This window comes from Streptomyces nodosus (assembly GCF_008704995.1).
GTDB lineage: Bacteria > Actinomycetota > Actinomycetes > Streptomycetales > Streptomycetaceae > Streptomyces > Streptomyces nodosus.
In genome coordinates, this window is the sequence record NZ_CP023747.1 from 311,510 (window position 1) to 334,173 (window position 22,664).

Consider the following 22,664-nt stretch of genomic DNA (forward strand, 5'->3'; position numbering starts at 1 on the left):
AGTGGTTCCCTGTGGGTTTCTGTGATTACCCCCTGGCGGACAAGCTGTGCGCCGTCGGCGATGCGGTCGACTTCGCCTCGAATCCGGGCAAGGCCATCGGTGACTGGATGGCGAAGTCCGCCGGTGAACTGGCGGCTGCAGCAGCCGACCTGGCGGCCAAGGCCGTCGACACCACCACAAGGGTCGACCTGAACGCCAGATGGTTCCGCGACAACTACGAGATGCTGTTGCCGCTCGGCTTGGTCCTGGTCGCCACGTTCTGCGCACAGCTGGTCCGGGCGGCCATCCGGCGCGACGGACAAGCCGCGCACCTGAACATCGCGTCGGCCATGCGCCGCATCGTGAAGGTCAACCAGATCGCGGCTCTGTCCGGCCTGGGCTGGCTCGTCCCGGTCGTCGCCGGCCTCGGCGCCGCCATCGGGGCCTTCCTCTACTGGTGCGTGATGATGGTCCGCAAGGTCGGCATCCTCGTTCTGGTCACGCTGGCCATCTTCGCCTCCGCCGGCGGCGGCTGGGAGGTCGCACGGCGCTGGCGCAAGGGTTGGATCGAAGCCACCGCCACCCTTGTGGTCTCCAAGCTGCTGATGACCGTGATCTTTGTGCTCGGCATCGCCGCCATGGGCAGGACCGAGGCCGAGGACGGCATCGCCGCTCTGGCCGACGTCATGTCCGGCATCGTGATCACGGTCCTGGTGCTGCTGTGCCCGTACGCGGTCTTCAAGTTCGTGCACTGGGCCGCCGACGAGACCGACGGCGAGTCCATCCACCGTGCCGGCGGTGCCGGAGCACAGATCGCCAGGGCGCATGCCGAGAAGGCCGCCCGCAAGGCCGCCGCGGCTGCAGCCACCGCCGGAACCGGCGGCGTCGCCGCAGCGGGTGCCGCCCCGCAGGGCCCCGATGCCACTGGCGGGGGATTCCCCGGCGATGTCGCCGCCAACCCGACCGGCGGAGGCAGGGAAGGTTTGCCAACTGGTGGAACGGACGTCTCGCCCGGTGGCGGCACAGTCAAGTCCGGCCTGGAGACCGCTGTCCAGCCCGCGCCGACCAGCATGTCCGACGACACCAGCGGCCAGGTGGGCGGCAGCCCGGGGCAGAGTAGACGGCAGTCCACCCCGCCGACCACGACCCCGCCGCCGCAGGGCCCACCGCCGTCCTCCGGTTCGCAGAACGCCACGTCCAGCAGGGCGGGCGGACCGCCCCCGCCTCCGTCCGGTCTCTGATCCCCTGTCCGTCTACCGGGGGCGGGACGCACAGGCCCCGCCCCCGGGTTCCACCCGTGCCACCAGGACCCGTCCCTTGACTGATCTCTCCGTCGCCCCGGTCACGGTGAAGTTCCCGCACCGGTCCCGCCGCGGCATCCTCCTCGGCCTCTCCCTGCCCCAACTCGTCCTCATCTCGTGCACGCTGGCGCTGCTGCTGATAACGGTGATCTCCACCGGGCTGCTCGGCGCCGTCGTCCTCGCACCGCTGTGGGCGGCGTCCAGTGCGCTCGTCGCCATCCGCCGGCACGGACGCTCCCTGATCGACTGGGCGCCGATCACCGCCCGATACGCCCACCGTCGCCGTACCGGCCAGACCCTCTGGCTTGCCCGGCCCGTCACCCGGCCCCGGCAGGACGGCATTCTCCACCTGCCCGGCACCGCCGCCTCCCTCAAAGTGGTCACCCCCGGCGACTCCGCCAACGGCGCCGCGGCCATCCATGACCCTCACCAGCAAACCCTGACCGCCATCGCCCGCGTCACCTCCCGCGCCTTCGCCCTCCTGGACCCTGCCACCCAGAACCACCAGGTGAGCAGTTGGGGTCGTGCACTGGCGGGTGTCGCCCGCAGCGGGCACATCGCCGCGGTGCAGGTGCTGGAGCGCACCGTCCCCGGCAGTGGCGACACCCTCACCCGCCATTGGACCCAGAACGGGCAGCCGCAGGCGCCGGTGGCCGGACAGATCTACTCCAAGCTGGTCGCCTCGGCCGGGCCCGCTGCCGCCCCGCACGAGACCTACCTCGCCATTTCCCTCGATCTCAAGGCCGCCCGGCGCCTGATCTCGCAGACCAGCGGCGGTCTCCCTGGGGCGTTCACCGTCATGGAGCAGACCACCGCGTCCATCGCGCAGGCTGCGCGCAACGCCGGCCTCCAGGTCACCGGGTGGCTGAGCGCGCGGGAGATCGCCGCCGTCATCCACACCGCCTACGACCCAGGTGCGCTCGCCGCCCTGCAGCAATGGTCCGAGACCGGCCGCGCCGAGGCCGACCCGGCCGCTGCCGGGCCCGTCGTCCAGGTCGAGGAGCACGACCGCCTCGCCACCGACAGCGCCCGGCACGCGACGTACTGGGTGGAGAACTGGCCCCGGCCGGAGTCGCATGCCGGGTTCCTGCACGGGCTGATGTTCTCAGCTGGCGTGCGGCGCAGCCTCTCCCTTATATACGTGCCCCAGGGGCTCGAGTCCGCGCTGCGGGACGTCCCAGCGGAAGAAGGCTGCGATCATCGCCGACGCCAACGAGCGCGCCCGCCGCGGGCAGGTCGATTCCGAAGAGGATTCCGTCGAGTACGCCGACGTCAAGCAGCGTGAGCGCCAGCTCATCGCCGGGCACGCGGACGTGGCCCTGACCGGCCTGGTCACCGTCACCGCCGAGACCGATGCCCTCCTGGACGCCGCCTGCGCACAGATCGAGACCCACGCCGTCACCTCCGGCGTCGACCTGCGACGGCTCAACTACCAGCAGCCGGACGCCTTCGCCCTCAGTGCGCTCCCCCTCGCCCGCACCGCCCTGTGAGCCGGGCCCGTCCCCACCGGCCGGCACCCTGGCCCGCTGTTCTTCGCTCATCCGCGACGGACCACCCGTCGCTGCCCCTGCCTCCCGGCAGGAAGGACCACCACCCTTGACCTATCGCACGCCCCCGGACGACGCGCACCCCTACCTCCGTGCCGCGAGCGCCGGCATCCGCCACCACACGCGAGCCCTCACGCCGTCGGACGTGAACCCAGCGGCACGGTCAAGCCGAGATGGTCGTGAGCAGCGGAAAGGCCAGGAATACATGGGCTGGAGCACACGAGAAGTTGCGCAACTCGCCGGTACGACTCTGCGCGCTGTCCGGCACTATCACGAGGTCGGCCTCCTCGACCTGCCGGAACGACAACCGAACGGCTACAAAAAGTATCGGACCGAACACCTTGTGTGACTTATTCAGATCCGTCGCCTCACGGAACTCGGCATCCCGCTCGCGCGGATCCCGGACGTGCAGGACGAGCCGCAGCTTTTGAGGAGGATCTCGCCGAGGCGGATGCGGAGCTCGCCCTCACCATTGCTCAGCTACAGAAGGCGCGGAAGGTAATAGCCAAGCTCCGTCGACGGCCGGTGTCGACCGGCCTCCCTGTCGACCTGTCAGCTGCCGCATCAGGTCACGGCGTACCCGGGGACGGAAGGCCATCGCAAGGTCATGACCACGGAGTCCTCCTCGGCGAACCAGGAGTGGTCCACTCCCTGGCCCCAGACGACGTAGTCGCCCTGCCGCTCCAGCAGCACGCTGCGGCCGGGGAACTCCATGCGGAAGCGTCCGGTGATGAGAACCAGCAGAGCTGTCCGCACCTCACCCTGCACCCACTGTGCTCGTTGCTCACCGCGTGGATGGACACCCCATTTCACCTCGACGGCGTCACTGTGGCGGGGATCGCCCTGCTCCATGAAGTGGCCCAGCAGCCATCCCCGGTTCGCTGTCGCGTCCTTGCCCGCATTGCCCACGTACACGCCGTCATCCATGATCCCGAACGCTAGCAACCGGGGTCGGCCACAGCACGATCGATCGCGGGGTCACAGTTGCCACTTGCCGAAACCCCGGACGGGTTCACCACGCCCGGGGCCTCTTCGCCCGGACCGGCCCGAGCACTACGGGCCGGCACCGTTCACCGGGACTCGTCGACCAACCGGCGCGCGGCCACCTCCGCGCCGTCCGTGCGGAGCCGGCTACCCAGGGACTTCGCACGCGCTCGGGTCTCGGGTGACAGGGCGCTCTTGAGCGCGATGCCCAGGGAATCGACGGTGGTGGTCGGAGCGTCGAGGGCCGCACCGAGGTCGAGTGCGGCCACCCGGCCGGCCCAGTAAGGGTTGTCCGACAGCTGGAGAGGTACGACCACTTGCGGCGCGCCCGCGCGGGCCGCCGTCAGCGTCGTACCCGCGCCGCCGTGGTGGACCACGGCGGCCACCCTGCCGAACAGGTTCTGATGGCTGACCTCGCCGATGGCGAAGCAGTCGTCCCCGTCGTCCACGAGATCCAGGTCCGCCCAACCACGGGACACGAGCACGCGGTGCCCCTGGGCGCGGATCGCCTCGACGGCCATGCCTCCGATGCCTTCGGCCGGGGACATGCTGCCGAAGCCGACATAGACCGGTGGGGCACCCGCGTCCAGGAACCTCGCCAGGTCCGCGGGGAGGGGCCGTTCGTCCGCGAGGGTCCAGGCGCCGGTCTGTACGACGTCGAGGCCGGAGGTCTCCCGCCACGCTCCCAGGACCAGGTCCGCCGCCAACCACGGACGGTCGGTGAGGATGTGGTCGCGCACATTGTCCACCAGCGGCAGACCGAGCGCTGCCCGGTGACTGTTGAGTGCCTGGCCGAACTGCGCGTTGACGTTCTGGGCGTCCGACTCCCACAGCGTCCGGTTGTCGGCGGCCTCGGGCTCCGGCCAGCCCGGCCGCGGCGGCGGCGCGTGGTACGGCGACGGCAGGTGGACCGCCGCATAGCTCACATACACATAGGAAATACCCGCGGCCTCGGCCACGGATCGCGCGGCGACCTGCCCCAGACCTGCCGCCACCACCACGTCGCATCCGTCGAACGCCGCAGGAAAGGTGTCGAACTGTGTCTCGACCAACTCGTTCCGGTAGCGGGCCAGGTCCTTCGCCGAGGGCAGGGTCGTCCCCCGCATCAACTCCCTGACAGGTGGGCCGACCGGCACCAGTGGCACTCCGATACCCGCGAGCCGCTCGGCGAACTCCTCGTCCGGCGGAGCGCACATCCGCACCTCCGCGCCGAGCGCCCGTAGCCGCACCGCGAGTGCCACCAGCGGTTCGACGTCGCCACGTGTCCCGTATGTAGACAACAGCACCCGCATTCAGCGTCCTCTTTCGTGGGGTCTTCCATGCGTCTGTGTGGTCGTCAGGAATAATCGGCAGCAGTGTAGGCCGCGTGCCGGCCAGGGCAAGGGAAGGTCGCCTCGCAGCATCCGCTCGGTGACATCGGTCAACTCGACTGTTCCGCAGCGGACTTGTGCCTACAGGTGCATGTGGGGCCGGAGGTTCGGTGTCGGTTGGCTCTGGGCAGTCTGTGCTCGGCGAGGTGTGCAAGTTCCCCCATCGTCCACACGACCGGAGTGCCACTCGATGCAGAGTCCGCCCACACCCGTACCTGATGTTTCGGTCATCCTGCCCTGCGCCGGACACGGAACACGTTTCGGGTCGCCCTACCCGAAGGAGCTGCACTGTCTGGCTCCCGGGGTGACCGTGTTGGACCGCAGCCTGGAATCCGTCGTCGAACTCGCCAAGAGCGGGCTCAATGTACGCCTGGTCGTCGTGTTCGGAACACACAAGCTGGGCACCGTGAGTTACCTCGCTCGCTATGCCGACACCTTCCAGATGGTCTTCGTCTACCAGGACGAGTCGTTCGGACCTGGTCTCGACGGGGCGATCCGGTCCGCTCTGCCGATGACACAGGGGCCGGTGGTCCTCGTACTGCCCGACATCGTTGTCTCGGGGGTGGACACGCCTGGCAAGCTCCTTCACGCCTTGCGGCAGGTGGACGTGGCGGGCTGGAGCGTGGTGGCCGCTGAGGAGCGGGATCACGACACGCTCCGGCAGATGGGCGCTTTGGTCGTCACCGAGGCGGACGGCGCCCTGACCGTGGGGGCTGCCACCGACAAGCCGACGGATCCCTCGGGCTTCAACGCGTTCTGGGGCATGGTGGCCGTCACCGAGAGCGAGGCGCACAAGCTGCCCGACGTCGTGGGCACGGGAACGACCAATCCGTTGGCCGGTGCGGTCGCTCTCATGGTGGAGGGGATCGCCAACTACAACACCCCCGCGTGCTGACCTCCTCCTCTCCGGTGGGGCCCGTAGTTCACGCCACCGCCGCCGGACTTGCCGGTCGGCCGGCCGTCGACACCGTGCATCCGCGCCGGCGAGGCGCCCGCCGTCGAAACGCGGCAGCGACAGCCCGGCCGGCACCGCCCGCAGCCGGCCGACGTCGATCCGGCCGTGGTTCAGGCCGCCGTACATCGCGCCGTGCTCACGACGATGCTTGGGCAGCAGCGTCAGGTCCATCGGGGACTTCACCGCACCGTCCGCACACAGCGCCGCGTCCGCCAGCTCGAACAACTCGTCGCGCCGAGCGGTCAGAGCTCGGTCCTGAGGTAGCGGCCCCAGATCTGGGCCTTGCGATAGGGACCGTCCCCGCCGGTGTCGTACTGCGGCGTGTCGAAGGTGACCCAGTACAGCAACTCACCATCGAGTGCCTGTGCATGTTCGTTGGGTTCGGGTGCACCCATGGCATCGATCGTGCCGGCGAACTCGGCCTGCCAAGGGCCGTCCCATCCCGGGTCCCGAACGACCGTGACCCGGGTTCCCGGTGCCCATGCACCCGTCGGCCATCTCTGGCTCAAGGGACGACCGAGGATGTGCTCCATGGCCTGGCGATCATCTATATCCGCGGGAAGAGAGTCGGAATGGTCCGTCACGCCGCCCACTCTGCCCGCACCACTCCAGGAACGCCAGAGGACAAAGTACAAGCCGCGAACCACCGGAAGCGGGCACGGGGTCACCATCTGTACCCCGCCGCGCGCCACGATGGCCGGCCGTGCGAGGCTTCGGAGCCGAACGGCGGTCGCTGAAGACGCCCGTCCGGAAGCAGCCGCCCGACACGGCGGTCTGCCGACCATGAGCAGAAAGCGGTTGTACTCGCGACTCAGCGCGCGCCCGTCACCACACCGCCCGCCCGAACGGTCCCGAAAGGACGAACTCCGTGCTCACGTCGTACGCGACCCGCTTCGACACACCGGCCGGTTACCTCGACTTCGCACGGTTCGGTCCGCCGTCGCAGGACGCCGTGGCCGCCACCGCGCGGGCCATGGAGGATTCGGCCCGTGCCGACCATGTCACGGTGGACGCACTGATGCGGGCAGAAGGCGCGGCGCGGAGCGCGGCCGCGCGCCTCACGGGCACCGACGCCGAGCACACCGTACTGCTCCCGAATGCGTCCACCGGTCTGTTCCATGCCGCTCTCGGTATCCGGGAGGGCGTGGTCCTCGCCGCGCGCACCGACTTCCCGGCCAACCACTATCCGTGGCATCGCACCCGGCGCCTGGGCCGGGCCGAGCCGCGCTGGCTCTCTCCGAAGCCTGACAGCGGGGTCACCCCCGACCTGGTGCGCGCCGCACTGACCGACGATGTCGTCGCCCTGTCCGTGAGCGCCGTGGACTTCCGTACCGGCTTCCGTGCCGACCTGGCGGCGCTGCGCGAGGCGATCGGACCGGGCCGGCTGCTGATCGTGGACGCCATCCAGGCGTTCGGCGCTGTGGAGATGCCCTGGGAGGCGGCCGACGTGGTGGTCACCGGCGGTCAGAAATGGCTGCGCGCGGGATGGGGAACCGGCTTCGCAGCACTGTCCGACCAGGCGCTGGAATTCCTGGAGCCGGTCCTCACCGGCTGGACGGGCGTCGAGGGCGTCGGCCTCTTCGACGGGGCGGAGCACCCGCCCGCCCCGGACGCGCGACGGTGGTCGATCACCCATCTCAGCCCGGTGACGGCCGCCGCGTTCGCGGCCGCGCTGAACCTCGTCGAGCGCCACACCGTGGCGGCGATCGAGGCCGCGATCGCCACCCGGATCACCGAACTCACCGAGGTCGTCAGGGGCTGCGGCGGCCACATCCTCTCCCCCACCGATCCGGCGCGGCGCGCGGGCATCCTCTCCTTCACGATGCCGGACCACGATCCGTCCCTCGTGGCGAAGTCTCTGCACGCCGAGAAGGTCACTCCTACCGTACGCAGCGACTCCCTCAGGCTCTCCCCGCACGCCTCCACCCCGCCGGAGGTGTCCGAACGGGTCGCCGCCGCTCTGTCCTCGCTGCGAAGCTGAACCCGACCAAGCCCTGCCGGTCCTGTGAGCGGATCAGCACGCAGTGCTTGCCGAACAGGTCGGGGGCAACGTGCTCTCAGACGGTTACTGAGGTTTTCGGGTCGGGGTCGGTGTGGTGATGGCCATGGCCAGGCCGGTTTCGATGAGGCGGGGCGGTGCTGGATGTGTCTGAGCCCTCGGGAGAGGGTGCGGATGAGGTGGTCCGGATCGGTGCAGGCCGAATGTTCCATCGGGCCGCGCCGCACAGGAGCGACCAGACACAGGGTGCGTATCGAGTCGTGATCTAGTGGCGCAACAGCCAACGCCAGCGGGGTTGTTCGAGCACGACCGACGTCGCGACCAGTGCGGTCGCGACGACCGCCGCCCCCGTGGGCCACGCGAACCACGGGGCCACCGCCGCGGCGGCCACTTCGAGGAGCACGAGCAGGAGCATCGCAGCGCCGGGGATCGCCACCGGCGGGTCGAAGGGGCGGTCGCCGGGTGTGCCGACGACTGCCGGCAGTCCGATCAGCAGGACCAGCGCGGTGATCGCGAGCGCCCAGTCGACCCGGTGCAGCGCCCACGGGGTGGCCGTCCAGCCGATCAGTTCGGTCAGGAACCGCAGCCTGGAAGCGGCGTTGGTGCGGTTCGGGGAGTCAGCGGCCTGGGTCATGATCCCTCCCCGGCGTGGAGCGGCCCGGTGCCGGGCCCGCCGATGGCGGCCTCGGCCCGCATGCCGTTGATGAGCGTGTCGACGACGAACCGGTAGCTGTCGGCGGGGCCGCGCTCCATCTGGAAGGCATCGTCGCCTTCGAGGCCGACGAAGCCGTGGATGACGGTGCGCAGGGCTCGGACCGCGTCGATGGCGCGCTCGTCGGTCAGGCCGAAGCCGGCGACCGCGTCGAACAGGATCTGCACCGATTCGTGGGCCACGGCCTGGTATTCCTCGTCCGCGGGGCGCGGGGCGCGGACGCTGGCGGCGTACCGGCCGGGGTGGTCGAGGGCCCACTTCCGGTACGTCTCGGCGATCGCGCGGACCGCGTCCGGACCGGACCGGCCGACGGCGGCCCGGGTCAGGACGGCGCCGATGTCGCGGATGGCCTGGAGGCCGACGCCCCGCTGGAGGGCGTCCAGCGAATCGACGTGCTTGTACAGCGACGGTGTCCGCACGCCGACCCGCTCGGCCAGCAGGCCCATGGTCAGGCCGGCGAAGCCGACCTCGTCGGCGAGTTCCGACGCGGCCGCGATGACCGTGGCCCGGTCGAGTCCGGCCCTAGGCACGGGCCGTCTCCAGGAACGAGCGCACCAGGCCGACCACTTCGGACGGGAACTGGACGTGCGGGTAGTGACCCGCCCCCGGGAGCATCTCGAGCCGGCCGACGCCCTCCGGCAGCGCGGCCACGATGGCCTCGCCCTCGGCCTTCGGGTCACCCCAGTCGGGATCGAGGGTGCCCATGACGACCAGGACCGGGCAGTGCACGTTGCCGAGTTGGGCACCGGCGTCGGCGGCGCTGTTCATCTGCTTCTGCAGGGCCTTCATCCGGCCCGGCTCGCGCAGCATCGCGTCGATGCGCTCCAGGCTCGCGGCCCAGTCCGCCGGGCGGGGCTCCGGGGTCGCGATCTCCAGGTACTTCCGCCACTGGTTGTGGCTGCCGAGCATCGCGACGGCCGAGATCGCCGTCGCGCCCCTGCGGTAGCGGGACAGGCCCAGGGCGCTCAGCGAGTACTCCACCTTGCGGGTGAACGGCGCCAGTTCGACGACGGCGCTCACGAGCGTCGGCGCCTTGGCAGCGACGATCGTCGCGGCACCGCCGGAGATGGAGTGACCGATCAGCACCGCGGGACCGCCGAGGTGCTGGATCAGTGCGATCAGGTCGCCGGCCATGTCGGTCCGGGTGTAGGACGGCCATGTCGCAGTCGACTCGCCGCTGCCTCGCAGGTCCACGGCCGCGACCCGGTATCCGGCTCCCACCAGCTCCGGGACCATGAACCGATAGGCGTCGCGGCTCTGGCCGATCCCGTGCGCAAGCACCATCAGCGGCCCGGAGCCGGTCACCTCGTAGGCGAGGGTGCCGCCTTCCACGTTCAGGAACTCAGTCATGCCGACCTCCTTAGCTAATTTCAATAGCTAAAAAGCTACTCCGATTAGCTGAGCTCGGTCAAGGCCGGTGCGCGGCGACCCATGGCAGGCCCGGTGGGACGGGAACCGTCCGGCGCCGCGGATGGGCGGAGCGCGGCAGGGCACCGCATGATGGAGCCGTACGGCGACCGTGGTACGAGGGGGCTTCCGCTTGACGGTGGACTATCGGCCGGTTCCGCGTGGCGTGACGCCGGCGTGTTCGTTGCCCTTTTGGATGGCCTGATCACGGAGGACGCGAAGCAGTCGCGCATTGGCCTGCGCCAGCGTCTCGCCGCCCGGGCGGAGTCCGAGGCCGGCGGGGTTCGGAACGGCACGTCGCGCGAGGATGAAGATGCGGACCGGGGATGCGGTGCCGATTACGGAAGGGAGTAGGCCGGCCCGGCCCGCGTCGCACCGGAGGTCGGCCAGATCGCCGAGAACGGCGCCAAGTACCCGTAGAGGTCGGGCCGGCCTGGCTGGTCTCCCAGACCCCACGGGTCGGAGGTTCCACACCACGAAGGGTTGCGCCGCCAGGGGTCACGGGCTCGGGGTTGCGTCGCTCGTCGTCCCCTCCTTCCGAGGCTGAGCGCGCCCGTCAGGGGGTGCGAGCGTCGTGGTTCTCGCGGTTTGCGAGGACCTCGGCCATGTGCGTCTGGGCCCAGTCTCTGAGCCCGCGCGTCAGGTGGTGCAGCGAGAGGCCGAGGTCGGTCAGCTCGTAGGAGACGGTGACAGGGACGGTCGGCGTCACGGTGCGGGTGAGCAGGCCGTCGCGCTCCAGCGACCGTAGCGTCTGGGTCAGCATCTTCTGGCTGACCCCGGCGAGAAGACGAGAGATCTCGGAGTAACGCATCGCCTTCGGAGCGTCTGCGTGTGCCGCACCGGGCCCGTCAGGGCCGTGGTCGCCGCCCAGGGCACACAGGATCAGGACGACCCACTTGTCCGAGATCCGGTCGAGCAACTGCCGGCTGGGGCACGCTGCCAGGAACGCGTTGTACTCCACCTTGGCCTGAGCCTTCTTCTGGGCCGCCTTCATCGTCGCCACCGATCACACCTCTCTCCCATGGGTGGGTTACGCACTCCAGAGTGCCTACTTCCCGACAGGAAGTTTCTCTCCCATGCTGATGGAGGGATGCAGCAGGCGCCACCCCCAAGCGCACGACGAAAGGCGACAAGATGAGCACCCCCTCCCCCTCTCTTCCCGGCGGCACCTGGGCGCTGGGCGGGCTGACCGTCACCCGGTTCGGTTACGGCGCCATGCAACTGGCCGGCCGGTGGGTCATGGGGCCGCCCGCCGATCACGAGGGTGCCCTGGCCGTTCTGCGTCAAGCGGTCGACCTCGGCATCACCCACATCGACACCAGTGACGCCTACGGGCCGCGCATCACCAACGAGTTGATCCGCGAGGCGCTGCACCCCTATCCCGAGTCGCTGCACATCGTGACCAAGGTGGGCGCGAACCGTGATGAACAGGGCGGCTGGCCCACGGCCCGGCGGCCCGACGATCTGCGCCGCCAGGTCCACGACAACCTCAGGTCGCTCCGGCTCGAGGTACTCGACCTGGTCAACCTCCGGCTCGGCAACGCCGAAGGTCTCCAGCCCGGCTCGCTCGCCGAGGCATTCGAGACGCTCGTCGAACTCCAGCAGCAGGGCCTGATCCGCCACCTCGGGGTCAGCAACGCCACCGAGGAGCAGGTCGCCGAGGCACAGAGCATCGCGCCGATCCTGTGCGTACAGAACATGTACAACCTCGCCCACCGCCACGACGACAAGCTCATCGACCGACTGGCCACCGACGGCGTCGCGTACGTGCCCTTCTTCCCCCTCGGAGGCTTTACCCCGCTTCAGTCCTCGGCGCTCTCGACGGTCGCCGCCCGACTGGAGGCGACACAGATGTCCGTGGCGCTGGCCTGGCTGCTGCAGCGATCACCGAACATCCTGCTCATCCCCGGAACGTCGTCGACGGCGCACCTGCGCGAGAACGTCGCCGGAGCGGGACTCTCCCTCTCTCATCAGGACTTGGCCGAGTTGGATGCCATCGGTCACGGAATGCCCCAGGCCTGAGACGCCCACAAGCCACGGCCGGCTTTCCGGGACACTGGTCGCGGACACCGGTCGCCATGGATGAAGTCACGGTCGTCGTTGCCCGGCGGCCCCATCGGGCTGCGGCTGATCGGGCACCGCGTTCTGGTCTGCGAGGTCTCCGACCCCCGCCCGTCGCAGCCCTGTCTGCGCCGGGCCCAGCTGTCCGATGAGGGCGGCCGGGGCCGTTTCCTGGTCGCCCGGCTCACCCATCGCCGGGGCAGCCGCTACCACCCCGGAGGCAGGACCATCTGGACCGAGCACTCGCCGGCGACGGAGTGACCGAGCCGCGTTCCGGCCTACGTCACGCGGCCGTCAGATGCTCACGTGCCCAGTCGGCGAACGTGGTCAGCGGGATTCCCAGCGCTCGGGCGAACTCGGGCCGTGCCGGCTGGATGACCGCGTTGTTCCACTCGTGCCCGGCGCCCCATGTCGGCATGCCCGCCGCGAGCGCCTCTTCCACGCTCATGGACGGCGCGACGACGGGCACGCCCCACAGCTCGGACAGCGTCTGCGCGATCTGCGTCATCGTGAGCAGGTCGCCTGCCAGCTCCAGCTCCACCTCGTGGAACCGGTCGGGGGCGGCGAAGGCGTGCGCGGCGGCCGCGCCGATGTCCGCACGCGACACCAGTGCCAGTTGCGCGTCGGGGTTCAGCACCGTGGCCAGGCCGCCGCCGGGCCCGTCGGGCATCAACTGGGGGATGTTCTCAATGAAGAACGCGGGCTTGATCACTGTCCAGCGGTCGAAGCCCGCACCGCGCACCGCCTCCAGGATCGCCTGCTTGGTGCCGAAGTAGCCTTCCATCGCCGCCCAGCGGCCTTCGGTCCAGCCGGGGGCCCGGGTGTGCTCGCCGACCCCACTGGTCGAGGACTGTACGAACTGCCGTACTCCCGCTGATCTCGCCGCGTCGATCAAGTGGGTGGCCTGCGCCAGCTCTCCCGCGAAGTCGACGGCGGTCTCGGTCATGGGCGGCATCTGCACCGAGAACACCGCGCGGGCCCCTTCGACAGCCGCGTCCAGGGAGGTCCGATCGGAAAGATCCGCCTTCACCAGTTCGGCACCCAGCGCCTCGACGGCCCGGGCAGGCTCCGAGTGCGGGTCGCGCACGAGGGCACGCACCGGTGTGCCGGCGGCCAGGAGGGCGCGGACGGTGGCCCCGCCCTGGCGGCCGGTGGCCCCGGTGACGAGGACGGGTTCGGTGTCGTCGGTGGTCATGGTTCTCGCTCCTCACAGCCCGGAAATAAAACGGCGGGCCCCGCCGATTCCTGTCGGCTACGATATGGCGGGGCCCGCCGTTTAGCAATGAGGAGACGATGACAGGTCAGCGATCGGACGCCCGCCGCAACTACCGGCGCATCCTCATCGTGGCCGAGGCCGAGGTCGCCGCACACGGCGCCGATGCCTCACTCGAACAGATCGCCCGCACCGCCGGCGTCGGATCGGCCACCGTGCGCCGCCACTTCCCCACCCGCCAGGCCCTGCTCGAAGCCGTCTTCCAGGAGCGCATCGAGAACCTCTGCGAGCGCGCCCACCGGCTGACCGGAACCGGCGACAGCCGCGCCGCACTCCTGGACTGGCTCCACGCCCTCGTCGAGTACGCCGTCTCCGCCCGCGGACTCGCCGACGCCCTCGCCTATGAGCCCCCCACGGACGAGCCCGCCCCGCACTCCTGCGGCAACGCACTCGAGGAGGCCGCCACACCCCTGCTCCGGCAGGCCATCCGCGACGGCGCGGTCAGGCCCGACGTCACCTTCCACGATCTGCTCACCCTCAGCGTCGGCATCGCGCTGGCCACCGAGCACCACGTCAGGCCCATGGCACAGGCCGACCGCCTCTTCCGCCTCTCCGTCGAAGGGCTCAGCCCTGCACAGGGGGCCACTCCAACCTGAACATGGACGGCCGCCGAGGTCACCACCGGCGCCGGATCCACCAACTGCGCTGCGCACGGCAGAACTTCAGTCCACTCGAAGGTCGACACTTGTCACCCCCTCAGCGCCACGAGGCACGGGACCGTAGCGCGCTCCGCCACGACCGGCATCACAGCGTTTCCGGAGTGTTCTCCACGAACAGCGCTACCCCGTCTCCCTCCACCAGGCCGCTGCCCGTAAAGCCGCGGCGAAGCGCCGGATGGTGTCCCGCCAAGTGGTGTAGCAGCGATCTCTGCACAGCCCCTGGTCATGAGGCGGCCTTCGCGCAACTCTCCGAGTAGAGAAGCTCGTTGAGAGAGGTGACACGATGGCCGCGTCCCAGCGGGACTTACTCCGGCTGATGGAGTCACTGCGTACGGCGGACTGAATCGAGTTGGTCAGGGTCCTGGCCCAGCGGATCGTGCAGGAGCTCATCGAGGCCGAGGCCACCGCCCGCATCGGCGTGGAGCCCGGCGAGCATGCCGAGACCCGCACGACATGGCGCAACGGTCACCGCGACAACGCGACAAGGCGCTGACCACGCAGGCCGGAGACCTGGACCTGGCGATCCCCAAGGTCCGCACCGGCAGCTTCTTCCCCAGCCTGCTGGAACGCCGGCGCCGCATCGACCGGGCCCTGAACGCCGTCATCGTCGAGGAATACGTCCACGGAGTGTCCACCCGCAGCGTCGACGACCACCACAGCAGCCTGGTCAGGGCCGTGCGCAAATTCATGTTCGACGCCGGCTCCAAAGATGCCGCGTCCACTTCCTGCGCGACGTCTCACTGGTAGCAGTCTGTCATCGGGCGATCTGAGTTCGTCCACCGCAGCGGACTGTTGGTGATGCCGCGTAACCGTGACAGGGCGCAGACACGCGGGCACGGCCGTTACAAGGTTCCTGCGTCCGGCCAGTGGGACCAGTGGGTGTTCGCCGGAAGTGTCGGCCGGTACCGGGCCAGGTCCCCGGAGTCCAATACTTCGGCAATCACCTGGAAGGTCTCGTGCTCACTGGGCATGACATCGCAGAAGTCCTCCGGTTGGTTCCACTCGTCAAGCCGCAGCAGTTCCGGCAGGTCGGTGGGAATGCCGGCCCGCAACTCCGTCTCGTCGGCCAGCAGAAGCCCCGTGTTCGCAGGCGCCAGCAGGCGGAACACGTCCTGCAGCGGGGTGCCGGCGGCGGCGTCGACTGTCAGCGCGGTACCGCGGACGACTACCGGAACTCCTCCTGCATAGACCTCGGCGACGTCGGGGCCGATCTCCTCCATGTTGTCCACCCGCGCCAGGAAGTCGCTGAATCCGGGCTCGCCATGCGGCAGACAGTTGCCGAGGCAGTGGACGACGTCGATGAGGTTGCCGCTGCGCGGGCTGTAACCCAGCAGCTCAGCGACCACGGCCCAACGCGTACTGTCGCCGAACAAGTGGATCCGCGCATCGACCGGGTAGTAGTAGCCGTTGGCCAGGTCCGGGAACTCTGCCTTGTCCGCGCAGAGATCGAACTGCCCAAGGATCGACGAGGTTGTCATCACGACTCCAGGCTAGGACCGGGCTCTCGGCCGCTTGCCAGCGGGAGTCCGCGGCCTGGACCAACCGCCGACGGGTCACCTGGCGGGTGTTCATCGCCCGCCAGATGAAGCCCCACCGCCACTGGCGCCAGCCGCGTCCCACCCATCCCTCGGCAAACCTCGCTGATCTCCTTCGAGGCTTCGACACTTCGAAGATCAGCCGGTGGCCGCTCATCCATGCGGGCACCGTCCCGGTGCCGGAGCAAACCCTCGGATCAAGTCAAACCCGCACACCGCTTCCCTGGACGCACCTATCGTGGGGCGCACGCTGGACACTCCCGCATCCGCATACCCGGTACCGGGCTGCCGGTCCGATCTCTTCCCTGACTGTCGCTCGGCCGGCGTCTGGTGTCGCGGCCGGTCGGCCCCCTGGGCGGCGTCTGTTCGCGGCAGTGCCAGAGGGGGCGCGGTGCACCCATGTTCGCGCGGTCTTCTTGCCTGATTCCCGGGGATGAAGACTCGATTCGTCGGCAACCGTCGGCAAGTCTGATCATCCCGGGGGTGATTCCATGGGTACATCTCTCATCGTCGCCAACCGCAAGATGGTCCTGATCAGCGGAGCATCCGGTGGTATCGGTGAGGCCTCCGTACGGCGTCTGGCAGCTGACGGTCATCACGTGGTCCCCGGGGCCCCGTCGCACGGACCGGCTTGCGCTGCTGGTGAGGCAACTTGAGGCGGCTGGGCGCTGCGCGGAGTTCACTGGGCTGGAGGTGACGGACCGCGGGAGCATGGCCTGGGTCGCGCAGGGTGCGATGGCGCGCCGCGGCCGGATCGACGTGTTGGCCGACGACGCGGATGTCATGCCGCCGGCGCCGAATTGTCTTCTCTCTTCTCTTTCCTCCGTGCCCGGCCGGGTGCGGAGGCCTGAACACGGAGTTCACATGTCACACAATCCCGGCGCCCCCTGGGCGTTCACGCTGACGATCGGTGGCCGTCCGGTGGCCGGTGGGCCGACCTTCGATGTCATCAACCCGGCGACCGGCCGGGTCGTGGCGGCCGCCCCTGACTGCACGCGTGAGCAGCTGGACGAGGCGGTCACGGCCGCGCGGGCCGCGTTCCCCGCCTGGGCCGCCCTCGCCGTGGCGGAGCGTCGGCGGCTCCTGGTGTCGATGGCGGACGCAGTGGACGAACACACACAGGAACTGGCGGGCCTGGTCGTGCTGGAGCAGGGCAAACCCAGGCCGGTCGCCGTCGCGGAGGTCGCCGGGCTGGCGCTGTGGCTGCGGCAGACCGCTGGGCTGGAACTGCCGGAGACGGTGAACCAGGACGACGGGGAGCGCTGGTCGGTGACCCGGCGTCTGCCGCTGGGCGTGGTGGCGGCGATCACGCCGTGGAACTACCCGGTCGGGCAGGCGTCGTTCAAGGTCGGTCCGGCGCTGCTGGCGGGCAACACCGTGGTGCTCAAGCCGTCGGCGTTCACACCGCTGGCGAACCTGCGGCTGGGCGAGGTGTGGCGGGACCTGCTGCCGGCCGGCGTGATGAACGTGGTGGCCGGCAGCGGGAGCCTGGGCTCGTGGGTGACCGGGCACCCGGGCTTCGACAAGATCAGCTTCACGGGGTCGACGCAGACCGGCCGCAAGGTGATGGCGAGCGCGGCACAGCGCCTGGCCCGGGTCACCCTCGAACTCGGGGGGAACGACGCGGCGATCGTACTGCCGGACGTGGACGTGAAGGAGGTGGCGCCCCAGCTGTTCTGGGCGGCGTTCGCCAACAGCGGGCAGATCTGCCTGGCGACCAAGCGGCTGTATGTGCACGAGGACGTGTACGACGACCTGGCGTGTGAGCTGGTGCGGCTGGCCGAGCAGGCGCGGGTCGGTGACCCGTCCGAGAGCGAGGTCGACCTCGGGCCGGTGTCCAACCGGCGGCAGTACGAGACGGTGGTCTCGCTGCTGCGCGACTGCCGGGACCGCGGCTACCGGTTCCTGACGGGCGGGCTGCCCGAGGACGGGGGCGGGGGCTGGTTCGTGGCGCCGACGCTGGTGGACGACCCGCCCGAGTCTTCGCGGATCGTGCGCGAGGAGCAGTTCGGGCCGGTGCTGCCGCTGCTGAAGTACCGGGACATGGACGACGCGGTGCAGCGGGCGAACGCCGGCGAGTATGCGCTGGGCGCGTCGGTGTGGGCCGGTGATCCGGAGGCCGGGCAGGAGGTGGCCGCGCAGCTGGAGGCGGGCACGGTGTGGGTGAACGAGGTGATGCACCTGGATCCGCTGGTCCCGTTCGGCGGCAGGAAACAGTCAGGAATCGGGGTCGAGAGCGGCCTGGCCGGCCTACTGGAGTTCACCGAGCCGCAGACTCTGAGCGTGCGACGATCACGGCGTTGACGACTGCGATGGTGAGCCGGTGCGGCGGGGCAGCCTCCGGCATGCCCCGCTCAGCCATGTCGTCCCCGCATCGACCCCACAGGGGACGCCCGTCAGTGCGGCCTGTCGGGTGCGGCCATGGAGGCCAGGCACGTGAGGGCCTCTTCACTTGGGCTGGAGGGTAGGGCGGAGCCGACCAGGAGTTCCTGACCGCGGGCGTCACGCACGTCGAAACTCTGATAGGTGAGTTCGATACGGCCCGCCTGAGGGTGCACGAAGACCTTGCGGGCCCGGGTCAGTGCCTTGACGTTCTGGTCGGCCCACAGAGAGCGGAACTCGGCCGACCCGTCGTGCAGTTCGGTGATCAGGTCGTCGATCTCGGGGGCGTCGGTGAACCGGGCGGCATTCAGACGCAAGGCGTGGACGGCGGCTCCGGCAACGAGAGGACGCTCCGGGAAGACCTCGTCGGCGCGCGGGTGGGTGAACAGGATCCGCGGCATACTGCTCTCGCCGCCGAAGGGGGACAGCAGGGCCCGGGCCAGAGCGTTGCCGGCCAGAACGTCCAAGGCCGGCCCCAGAACATAGGCAGCCGCCGAGGGAAAGGCGTCAAGGAGGCGCAGCAGGTCGGGGTGCACCTGGTCTCGCAGGGCGTCGGCCCTCAGACGCGGGGTGGTGCCCGCCAGCCGGAACAGGTGGTCGCGGGCGTCGGGAGCAAGCCGCAGAGCGTGAGCGAGTGCCGCGACGACCTGCGGCGAGGGGTTGGTCTCGCGCCCCTGCTCGAGACGAATGTAGTAGTCGGCACTGACACCCGCCAGGACGGCGACCTCCTCGCGGCGCAGACCCTTCACACGGCGGCTGCCGACACCGGCGGGCAATGCGACGTCAGCGGGCTCCAGCCGGGAACGGCCGGCACGCAGGAACTCCCCGAAGGCGCTCGGAGGAGAGCGCCGCTCCGGGGTGACGGCAACACGCGGACGCGGTGCCCGAGCGGACACTGCGGGTGCGCTGGGTTGAACAGAACGCATGACTTCCTTCTCCTGGAGCAAATCCTCTACAGCCACGGACACAGGCCCGTGGCATCCGGGTGCGACGACACCGGGCAGGGCAACGGTGCCATCCAGACACAAGGCGGATCAGACCGGCCACGGGTGGGTGCCGCACACCCAGGCCGGTACGGCCTTCTCGGAGGTAGCGGTGCCGCACGTCGGGCACACGGCCGAGCGGTTGCGGCTGACGACCGGCCGGGTGAGCCCGTGGGCTCAGACGAGGGCGGCGACCAGCAGGGCGAAGGCGGCGACGATGACGGCGACGCGGACGTAGTGGAAGCGGTCCCAGCGGTTCATCTGCTCCTTCCAGTCGGCGGGCCGGTTGTCCGGGGTCCACGTCTTGCCCCGGTTGTTGATCGGGACGAGCAGCAGGATCGACATGATCACGCTGAGGATCAGCAGCGCGCCGGCGGTGACGACGAGGCCGACGCCGTGGTGGTGCCATCCGGCGACGGCCCAGATCGCGACGAGGACGAGCGAGCCGATGTACCAGACCGGCATCACGGCGCCGAGCATCCGGCCCCCGTGGGCGCGGCCGAGTTGGCCACTGTCCTCGGGGAGTGCGTCGAGGATCCGGTTGATGACGAAGGCGACGGAGAACTCCACCCCCACCATCAAGCCGACGACCACGGTGGTGAACACCTCGAGTGCGTTGAGCATGACGACCCCTCCGAGATCTAGCGCCGCTAGGTGACGAGGCAACGCTAGTACTGCTGCCGCTCGCCTGTCTAGCAGTGCTAGAGTCGGATCATGTCGGTACAGGAACGCAAGGAGCGTGAGAGGGCGGGCCGCGAACGCCTCATCGTGGCGACGGCCCGCGAACTCGCCGAGCAGCAGGGCTGGGACGCGGTCACCACCCGCCGGCTGGCCGAGCGCATCGAGTACAGCCAGCCCGTCCTCTACAGCCACTTCCGCGGCAAACGCGAGATCGTCGGCGCCGTCGCCCTCCAGGGCGCCACCGAGATGGCCGCGGAGGTACGGGCCGCAACCGCTGCCGCGGAAGGCCCACGCACCCGGGTGTACGCCCTCGCCCGCGCCTACCTCGACTTCGCCGCACGCAACCCGGCCGTCTACGACGCCCTCTTCCAGCTCGACGGCGGCCTCGCGTACGCACAGGAGGACACCCCCGAGCCGCTGAAGGACGCCTTCGCCGCACTGTTGGAGAGCCTGGGTGAAGTCGCCGGAGACGGCGTCCACCCGGGGCTGTTCACCGAGGTGTTCTGGGCGGCCCTGCACGGGCTGGCGACCCTGACCCGGGCGGGACGACTGCTGCCGGGGGATGCCGAGCGGAGGGTGGAGCTGCTGGTGGACCGGCTCGCCATCGTCTGACCCACCATCCCGGCAGGCAGACAGCCGAGGTCCTCGGTCCCCGCCGTCGGCCTGCGGCATCGCCTCCGGTCACTCGCGCCCATACGCCGCAGCCGCAGATTGCGGGGCCCCGTAGCTCAAGCAGGCACCCGCCCCGGAAGTGCGATGCTCATCGAGCACGACCCGATACACGCCCTAACGCCGCGGCATTCGCCGCTGCCCTCGTCGTCGTCCTCGTCTAGTGCTGTGACCGGGAAGGTTTGCCGGAAAGCTCGCGGCGTCCGGTGCTGGGGGGCACCTCCCACGCCCTTCAGGCAGTGGGGGAGCATCGCAAGGCGGAGCATTACCCGCGTACTGGATGTACTCGGGTGGTGCGACAACGCGGCGGTGGGGGCACCTCCCGCGCGAGCGCAGCCGAGCGTGGGGGAGCCGCGCCGGGCGTCGCGAGCCGGTGAACCTTCCCGGCCACAGCACTAGTAGGGCTTGGTCAGGTTGGTATCGGGGTGGGTATGTCGCGGTGACAGGTGGGGCAGGTGCCGATCCAGAGGGCGAGGAGTGTCTGCATCTCGCGGACTACTTGGTAAAGGCTCAGTCCTGCGCCGCGTCTTTTGGGTCGTGTGCCAGCCGTTGCAGGGTGCAGAAGGCGTGGGCAGCCGAGACGAGGGTGACGTGGTGGTGCCAGCCGTTCCAGGTGCGGCCTTCGAAATGGGCCAGTCCGAGGGCTTGTTTCATCTCGCGGTAGTCGTGCTCGATGCGCCAGCGGAGCTTGGCCAGTCGGACCAGCGAGGCCAGGGGCATGCCGGAGGGCAGACTGGACAGCCAGAACTGCACCGGTTCCGGCTCGGTGGCGGGCCATTCGGCCAGCAGCCATCGCTCGGGCAGCCCCGCGCCCTTGGTGGCCTGGCGGATCTCGCGTCCGGCGGGCCGGATGCGCAGGACGACGAAGCGCGAGTACATGCGTTTGAAGCCACTGCGCCCCTTTCCCGGCCGGGAACCCTCGCGCCAGGACACCGGCCGGGCCGCCTGCCGGCCGGCCTCGATGACCAGTTCCTTCACCGTCATCGGCTTGTCCGGATACGTCGCCACCGGCGGTCGGCCAATGCCCTGATAAGGCGGGGTAACCGGCTGCGCATGTTCAGGGTGAGCAGTGAGCCGGGAGGAGACGCCGACGGCGTAAGCCAGTTTCCGTTCTTCCAGGGCCAGGCGGAAGGCGGTGGCGTCGCCGTATCCGGCGTCCGCGACGACCAGCGGAACGTCCACGCCCCAACTGCGGGCCTCGTCGATCATGTCCAGGGCCAACTGCCACTTCTCCACATGGCCGGCGTCGGCGGGGACGCCGCAACGCTGACGGCGGGCGACCTTGGCCGCATCCGTCTCCGGCGAGGCGGGATCCCAGGAAGCGGGCAGGAACAGCCGCCAGTCGATCGCGGCCGAGGCACGGTCGTTGGCCAGGTGCAGCGACACGCCTACCTGGCAGTTGGTGACCTTGCCCGCGGTGCCGGTGTACTGCCGGGATACGCATGCAGAGGCGTTACCGTCCTTGAGGAAGCCGGTGTCGTCGACGATCAGTGCCTCCGGACCGATCGCTTCATACATCCTCCAGGCCAGCCGGGCCCGCACATGGGCCGCATTCCACGGACTGGAGGTGATGAAGTGCGCCAGCGCCTGGCGGTTGCCGTCCTCGCCGAGACGGGCAGCCATCGGTTCCACCGACTTGCGCCGCCCGTCCAGCAGCAGCCCTCGTACATACGCCTGCCCCCAGCGCCGCTGGTCCGCGCGGAAGAACCCGTCGAACAACTCCGCCGTGAACGCCTCCAGGTCCTCCCGGACCTCGGTCATCTCCCCAGGTGTCACACCCCCACAACGACACCCCGACGCCACCGGACACGCCACTCACGAGTGAAGCTGACCAAGCCCTACTAGCGTGGCTACATAGGTGACCAACGTGAAGCCTCTGGTAGCTACGGACATGATCTTGTGGTGAGACCTGTCCTACCAGGGGCTTCACGGCTGCGCACGGCCAGGGCATCATGCGTCGAGGCCGGCTCAGAGCGGGATGAGACCTGCCAATGTCGGTTTGAACCCGCAGGCGTCGAAGTAGAACGACCGTAGAGCGTCCTCGAAGTCGACGTGAAGCCATCGCATCCGGCTTCGCGGGCTTGCCGGGCGGCCTCGGCGATGAGTTCGGCTCCGATCCCGGACCGGCGGTGGCCCTCCATGCGCAGCGGAGAACTCCGGCGATCAC

The 22,664-nt window shown here is 69.7% G+C and carries 20 protein-coding genes and 5 pseudogenes; 11 read left to right on the forward strand and 14 right to left on the reverse strand.

Annotation, left to right across the window (positions count from 1 at the left end):
• Positions 1-11: 11 nt before the first annotated feature.
• The 3 genes and pseudogenes from CP978_RS01585 to CP978_RS35175 all read left to right on the forward strand — a co-directional run bounded on the left by CP978_RS01585 (position 12) and on the right by CP978_RS35175 (position 3,176).
• Positions 12-1,220, forward strand: coding sequence for an ATP-binding protein (locus tag CP978_RS01585; RefSeq protein ID WP_052453917.1), 1,209 nt, complete (start codon positions 12-14; stop codon positions 1,218-1,220).
• A 76-nt stretch (positions 1,221-1,296) separates the two neighbouring features.
• Positions 1,297-2,770: pseudogene (locus CP978_RS01590) on the forward strand (SCO6880 family protein).
• A 106-nt stretch (positions 2,771-2,876) separates the two neighbouring features.
• The gene (locus tag CP978_RS35175) at positions 2,877-3,176 is read left to right on the forward strand and encodes a MerR family transcriptional regulator (protein WP_212669256.1); all 300 of its coding nucleotides are present in this window, start codon (positions 2,877-2,879) and stop codon (positions 3,174-3,176) included.
• Between the two features lie 215 nt (positions 3,177-3,391).
• Here CP978_RS35175 and CP978_RS01600 read toward each other — a convergent pair whose 3' ends face one another.
• Both CP978_RS01600 and CP978_RS01605 read right to left on the reverse strand, forming a co-directional pair.
• Entirely contained in the window at positions 3,392-3,754 is a 363-nt protein-coding gene (locus CP978_RS01600) for a cupin domain-containing protein (RefSeq protein WP_043436931.1), read from the reverse strand.
• A gap of 143 nt (positions 3,755-3,897) precedes the next feature.
• Positions 3,898-5,103, reverse strand: a complete 1,206-nt coding sequence (locus CP978_RS01605) for a glycosyltransferase (RefSeq protein ID WP_043436933.1) — start codon at positions 5,101-5,103, stop codon at positions 3,898-3,900.
• Between the two features lie 382 nt (positions 5,104-5,485).
• Here CP978_RS01605 and CP978_RS01610 point away from each other — a divergent pair, with 382 nt between their 5' ends.
• Positions 5,486-6,076 (forward strand): hypothetical protein, encoded by a 591-nt coding sequence (locus CP978_RS01610; RefSeq protein WP_346267670.1) that lies wholly within the window; start codon positions 5,486-5,488, stop codon positions 6,074-6,076.
• A 48-nt stretch (positions 6,077-6,124) separates the two neighbouring features.
• Here CP978_RS01610 and CP978_RS01615 read toward each other — a convergent pair.
• Positions 6,125-6,409 (reverse strand): annotated as a pseudogene (locus tag CP978_RS01615) (transposase); the annotation flags it as partial.
• Entirely contained in the window at positions 6,379-6,531 is a 153-nt protein-coding gene (locus CP978_RS35415; protein WP_227745288.1) for a hypothetical protein, read from the reverse strand. The pseudogene CP978_RS01615 and the gene CP978_RS35415, both read right to left, overlap by 31 nt.
• Positions 6,532-7,004: 473 nt before the next feature.
• On the opposite strand from CP978_RS35415, the gene CP978_RS01625 reads away from it, so the two are divergent.
• Complete coding sequence (locus CP978_RS01625) at positions 7,005-8,117, forward strand: aminotransferase class V-fold PLP-dependent enzyme (RefSeq protein WP_043436935.1); 1,113 nt, start codon at positions 7,005-7,007, stop codon at positions 8,115-8,117.
• Positions 8,118-8,400: 283 nt separating this feature from the next.
• Here CP978_RS01625 and CP978_RS01630 read toward each other — a convergent pair whose 3' ends face one another.
• The 4 genes from CP978_RS01630 to CP978_RS01645 form a co-directional block, all read right to left on the reverse strand.
• Positions 8,401-8,769 carry a hypothetical protein gene (locus CP978_RS01630; RefSeq protein ID WP_052453919.1) on the reverse strand — a complete coding sequence of 123 codons (369 nt, stop codon included), beginning with the start codon at positions 8,767-8,769 and terminating at the stop codon, positions 8,401-8,403.
• On the reverse strand, positions 8,766-9,377 hold the full coding sequence (locus CP978_RS01635) for a TetR/AcrR family transcriptional regulator (RefSeq protein WP_063839031.1): 612 nt from the start codon (positions 9,375-9,377) through the stop codon (positions 8,766-8,768). Before CP978_RS01635 ends, CP978_RS01630 begins: the two co-directional genes overlap by 4 nt.
• Complete coding sequence (locus tag CP978_RS01640) at positions 9,370-10,197, reverse strand: alpha/beta fold hydrolase (protein ID WP_043436937.1); 828 nt, start codon at positions 10,195-10,197, stop codon at positions 9,370-9,372. The genes CP978_RS01635 and CP978_RS01640 overlap by 8 nt, the downstream gene beginning before the upstream one ends.
• Positions 10,198-10,810: 613 nt before the next feature.
• The gene (locus tag CP978_RS01645; protein WP_212669262.1) at positions 10,811-11,248 is read right to left on the reverse strand and encodes a winged helix-turn-helix transcriptional regulator; all 438 of its coding nucleotides are present in this window, start codon (positions 11,246-11,248) and stop codon (positions 10,811-10,813) included.
• A gap of 140 nt (positions 11,249-11,388) precedes the next feature.
• Between CP978_RS01645 and CP978_RS01650 the strand changes: the two genes are divergently transcribed.
• Positions 11,389-12,276, forward strand: coding sequence for an aldo/keto reductase family oxidoreductase (locus CP978_RS01650; RefSeq protein ID WP_043436944.1), 888 nt, complete (start codon positions 11,389-11,391; stop codon positions 12,274-12,276).
• 84 nt (positions 12,277-12,360) lie between these two features.
• Positions 12,361-12,576: pseudogene (locus CP978_RS01655) on the forward strand (ATP-binding protein); the annotation flags it as partial.
• Positions 12,577-12,598: 22 nt separating this feature from the next.
• Here the strand turns inward: CP978_RS01655 and CP978_RS01660 are convergent.
• A complete protein-coding gene (locus tag CP978_RS01660; protein WP_043436948.1) occupies positions 12,599-13,510 on the reverse strand; it encodes an NmrA family NAD(P)-binding protein in 912 nt (303 codons plus the stop codon).
• A 98-nt stretch (positions 13,511-13,608) separates the two neighbouring features.
• Here CP978_RS01660 and CP978_RS01665 point away from each other — a divergent pair, with 98 nt between their 5' ends.
• The gene (locus CP978_RS01665) at positions 13,609-14,184 is read left to right on the forward strand and encodes a TetR/AcrR family transcriptional regulator (RefSeq protein WP_043436950.1); all 576 of its coding nucleotides are present in this window, start codon (positions 13,609-13,611) and stop codon (positions 14,182-14,184) included.
• Between the two features lie 406 nt (positions 14,185-14,590).
• A pseudogene (locus tag CP978_RS01670) lies at positions 14,591-14,898 on the forward strand (transposase); the annotation flags it as partial.
• A gap of 191 nt (positions 14,899-15,089) precedes the next feature.
• On the opposite strand, the gene CP978_RS01675 reads toward CP978_RS01670, so the two are convergent.
• Positions 15,090-15,725 carry a DUF7003 family protein gene (locus CP978_RS01675; RefSeq protein ID WP_043436952.1) on the reverse strand — a complete coding sequence of 212 codons (636 nt, stop codon included), beginning with the start codon at positions 15,723-15,725 and terminating at the stop codon, positions 15,090-15,092.
• Positions 15,726-16,646: 921 nt separating this feature from the next.
• Here CP978_RS01675 and CP978_RS01680 point away from each other — a divergent pair.
• A complete protein-coding gene (locus CP978_RS01680) occupies positions 16,647-18,086 on the forward strand; it encodes an aldehyde dehydrogenase family protein (RefSeq protein ID WP_043436954.1) in 1,440 nt (479 codons plus the stop codon).
• A 92-nt stretch (positions 18,087-18,178) separates the two neighbouring features.
• On the opposite strand, the gene CP978_RS01685 is transcribed toward CP978_RS01680, so the two are convergent.
• On the reverse strand, positions 18,179-19,090 hold the full coding sequence (locus CP978_RS01685) for a helix-turn-helix domain-containing protein (protein WP_079161952.1): 912 nt from the start codon (positions 19,088-19,090) through the stop codon (positions 18,179-18,181).
• Positions 19,091-19,324: 234 nt separating this feature from the next.
• Positions 19,325-19,771 (reverse strand): anthrone oxygenase family protein, encoded by a 447-nt coding sequence (locus CP978_RS01690; RefSeq protein ID WP_043436957.1) that lies wholly within the window; start codon positions 19,769-19,771, stop codon positions 19,325-19,327.
• Between the two features lie 90 nt (positions 19,772-19,861).
• Between CP978_RS01690 and CP978_RS01695 the strand changes: the two genes are divergently transcribed.
• Positions 19,862-20,440, forward strand: a complete 579-nt coding sequence (locus CP978_RS01695; RefSeq protein ID WP_043436960.1) for a TetR/AcrR family transcriptional regulator — start codon at positions 19,862-19,864, stop codon at positions 20,438-20,440.
• Between the two features lie 567 nt (positions 20,441-21,007).
• On the opposite strand, the gene CP978_RS01700 is transcribed toward CP978_RS01695, so the two are convergent.
• Both CP978_RS01700 and CP978_RS35420 read right to left on the reverse strand, forming a co-directional pair.
• A complete protein-coding gene (locus CP978_RS01700; protein WP_170307423.1) occupies positions 21,008-22,258 on the reverse strand; it encodes an IS701 family transposase in 1,251 nt (416 codons plus the stop codon).
• 207 nt (positions 22,259-22,465) lie between these two features.
• Positions 22,466-22,626, reverse strand: a pseudogene (locus tag CP978_RS35420) (GNAT family N-acetyltransferase); the annotation flags it as partial.
• Between the last annotated feature and the right edge of the window lie 38 nt (positions 22,627-22,664).

Bases quoted from the DNA above. Each gene is read 5' to 3' on its own strand.
- CP978_RS01695 (WP_043436960.1), top strand. From the start codon at position 19,862: ATGTCGGTACAGGAACGCAAGGAGCGTGAGAGGGCGGGCCGCGAACGC.
- CP978_RS01650 (WP_043436944.1), top strand. From the start codon at position 11,389: ATGAGCACCCCCTCCCCCTCTCTTCCCGGCGGCACCTGGGCGCTGGGC.
- CP978_RS01700 (WP_170307423.1), bottom strand. From the start codon at position 22,258: ATGACCGAGGTCCGGGAGGACCTGGAGGCGTTCACGGCGGAGTTGTTC.
- CP978_RS35415 (WP_227745288.1), bottom strand. From the start codon at position 6,531: ATGGGTGCACCCGAACCCAACGAACATGCACAGGCACTCGATGGTGAG.
- CP978_RS01640 (WP_043436937.1), bottom strand. From the start codon at position 10,197: ATGACTGAGTTCCTGAACGTGGAAGGCGGCACCCTCGCCTACGAGGTG.
- CP978_RS01630 (WP_052453919.1), bottom strand. From the start codon at position 8,769: ATGACCCAGGCCGCTGACTCCCCGAACCGCACCAACGCCGCTTCCAGG.
- CP978_RS01685 (WP_079161952.1), bottom strand. From the start codon at position 19,090: ATGCGTTCTGTTCAACCCAGCGCACCCGCAGTGTCCGCTCGGGCACCG.
- CP978_RS01690 (WP_043436957.1), bottom strand. From the start codon at position 19,771: ATGCTCAACGCACTCGAGGTGTTCACCACCGTGGTCGTCGGCTTGATG.
- CP978_RS01680 (WP_043436954.1), top strand. From the start codon at position 16,647: ATGTCACACAATCCCGGCGCCCCCTGGGCGTTCACGCTGACGATCGGT.
- CP978_RS01660 (WP_043436948.1), bottom strand. From the start codon at position 13,510: ATGACCACCGACGACACCGAACCCGTCCTCGTCACCGGGGCCACCGGC.
- CP978_RS01600 (WP_043436931.1), bottom strand. From the start codon at position 3,754: ATGGATGACGGCGTGTACGTGGGCAATGCGGGCAAGGACGCGACAGCG.
- CP978_RS01675 (WP_043436952.1), bottom strand. From the start codon at position 15,725: ATGACAACCTCGTCGATCCTTGGGCAGTTCGATCTCTGCGCGGACAAG.
- CP978_RS01645 (WP_212669262.1), bottom strand. From the start codon at position 11,248: ATGAAGGCGGCCCAGAAGAAGGCTCAGGCCAAGGTGGAGTACAACGCG.
- CP978_RS01605 (WP_043436933.1), bottom strand. From the start codon at position 5,103: ATGCGGGTGCTGTTGTCTACATACGGGACACGTGGCGACGTCGAACCG.
- CP978_RS01665 (WP_043436950.1), top strand. From the start codon at position 13,609: ATGACAGGTCAGCGATCGGACGCCCGCCGCAACTACCGGCGCATCCTC.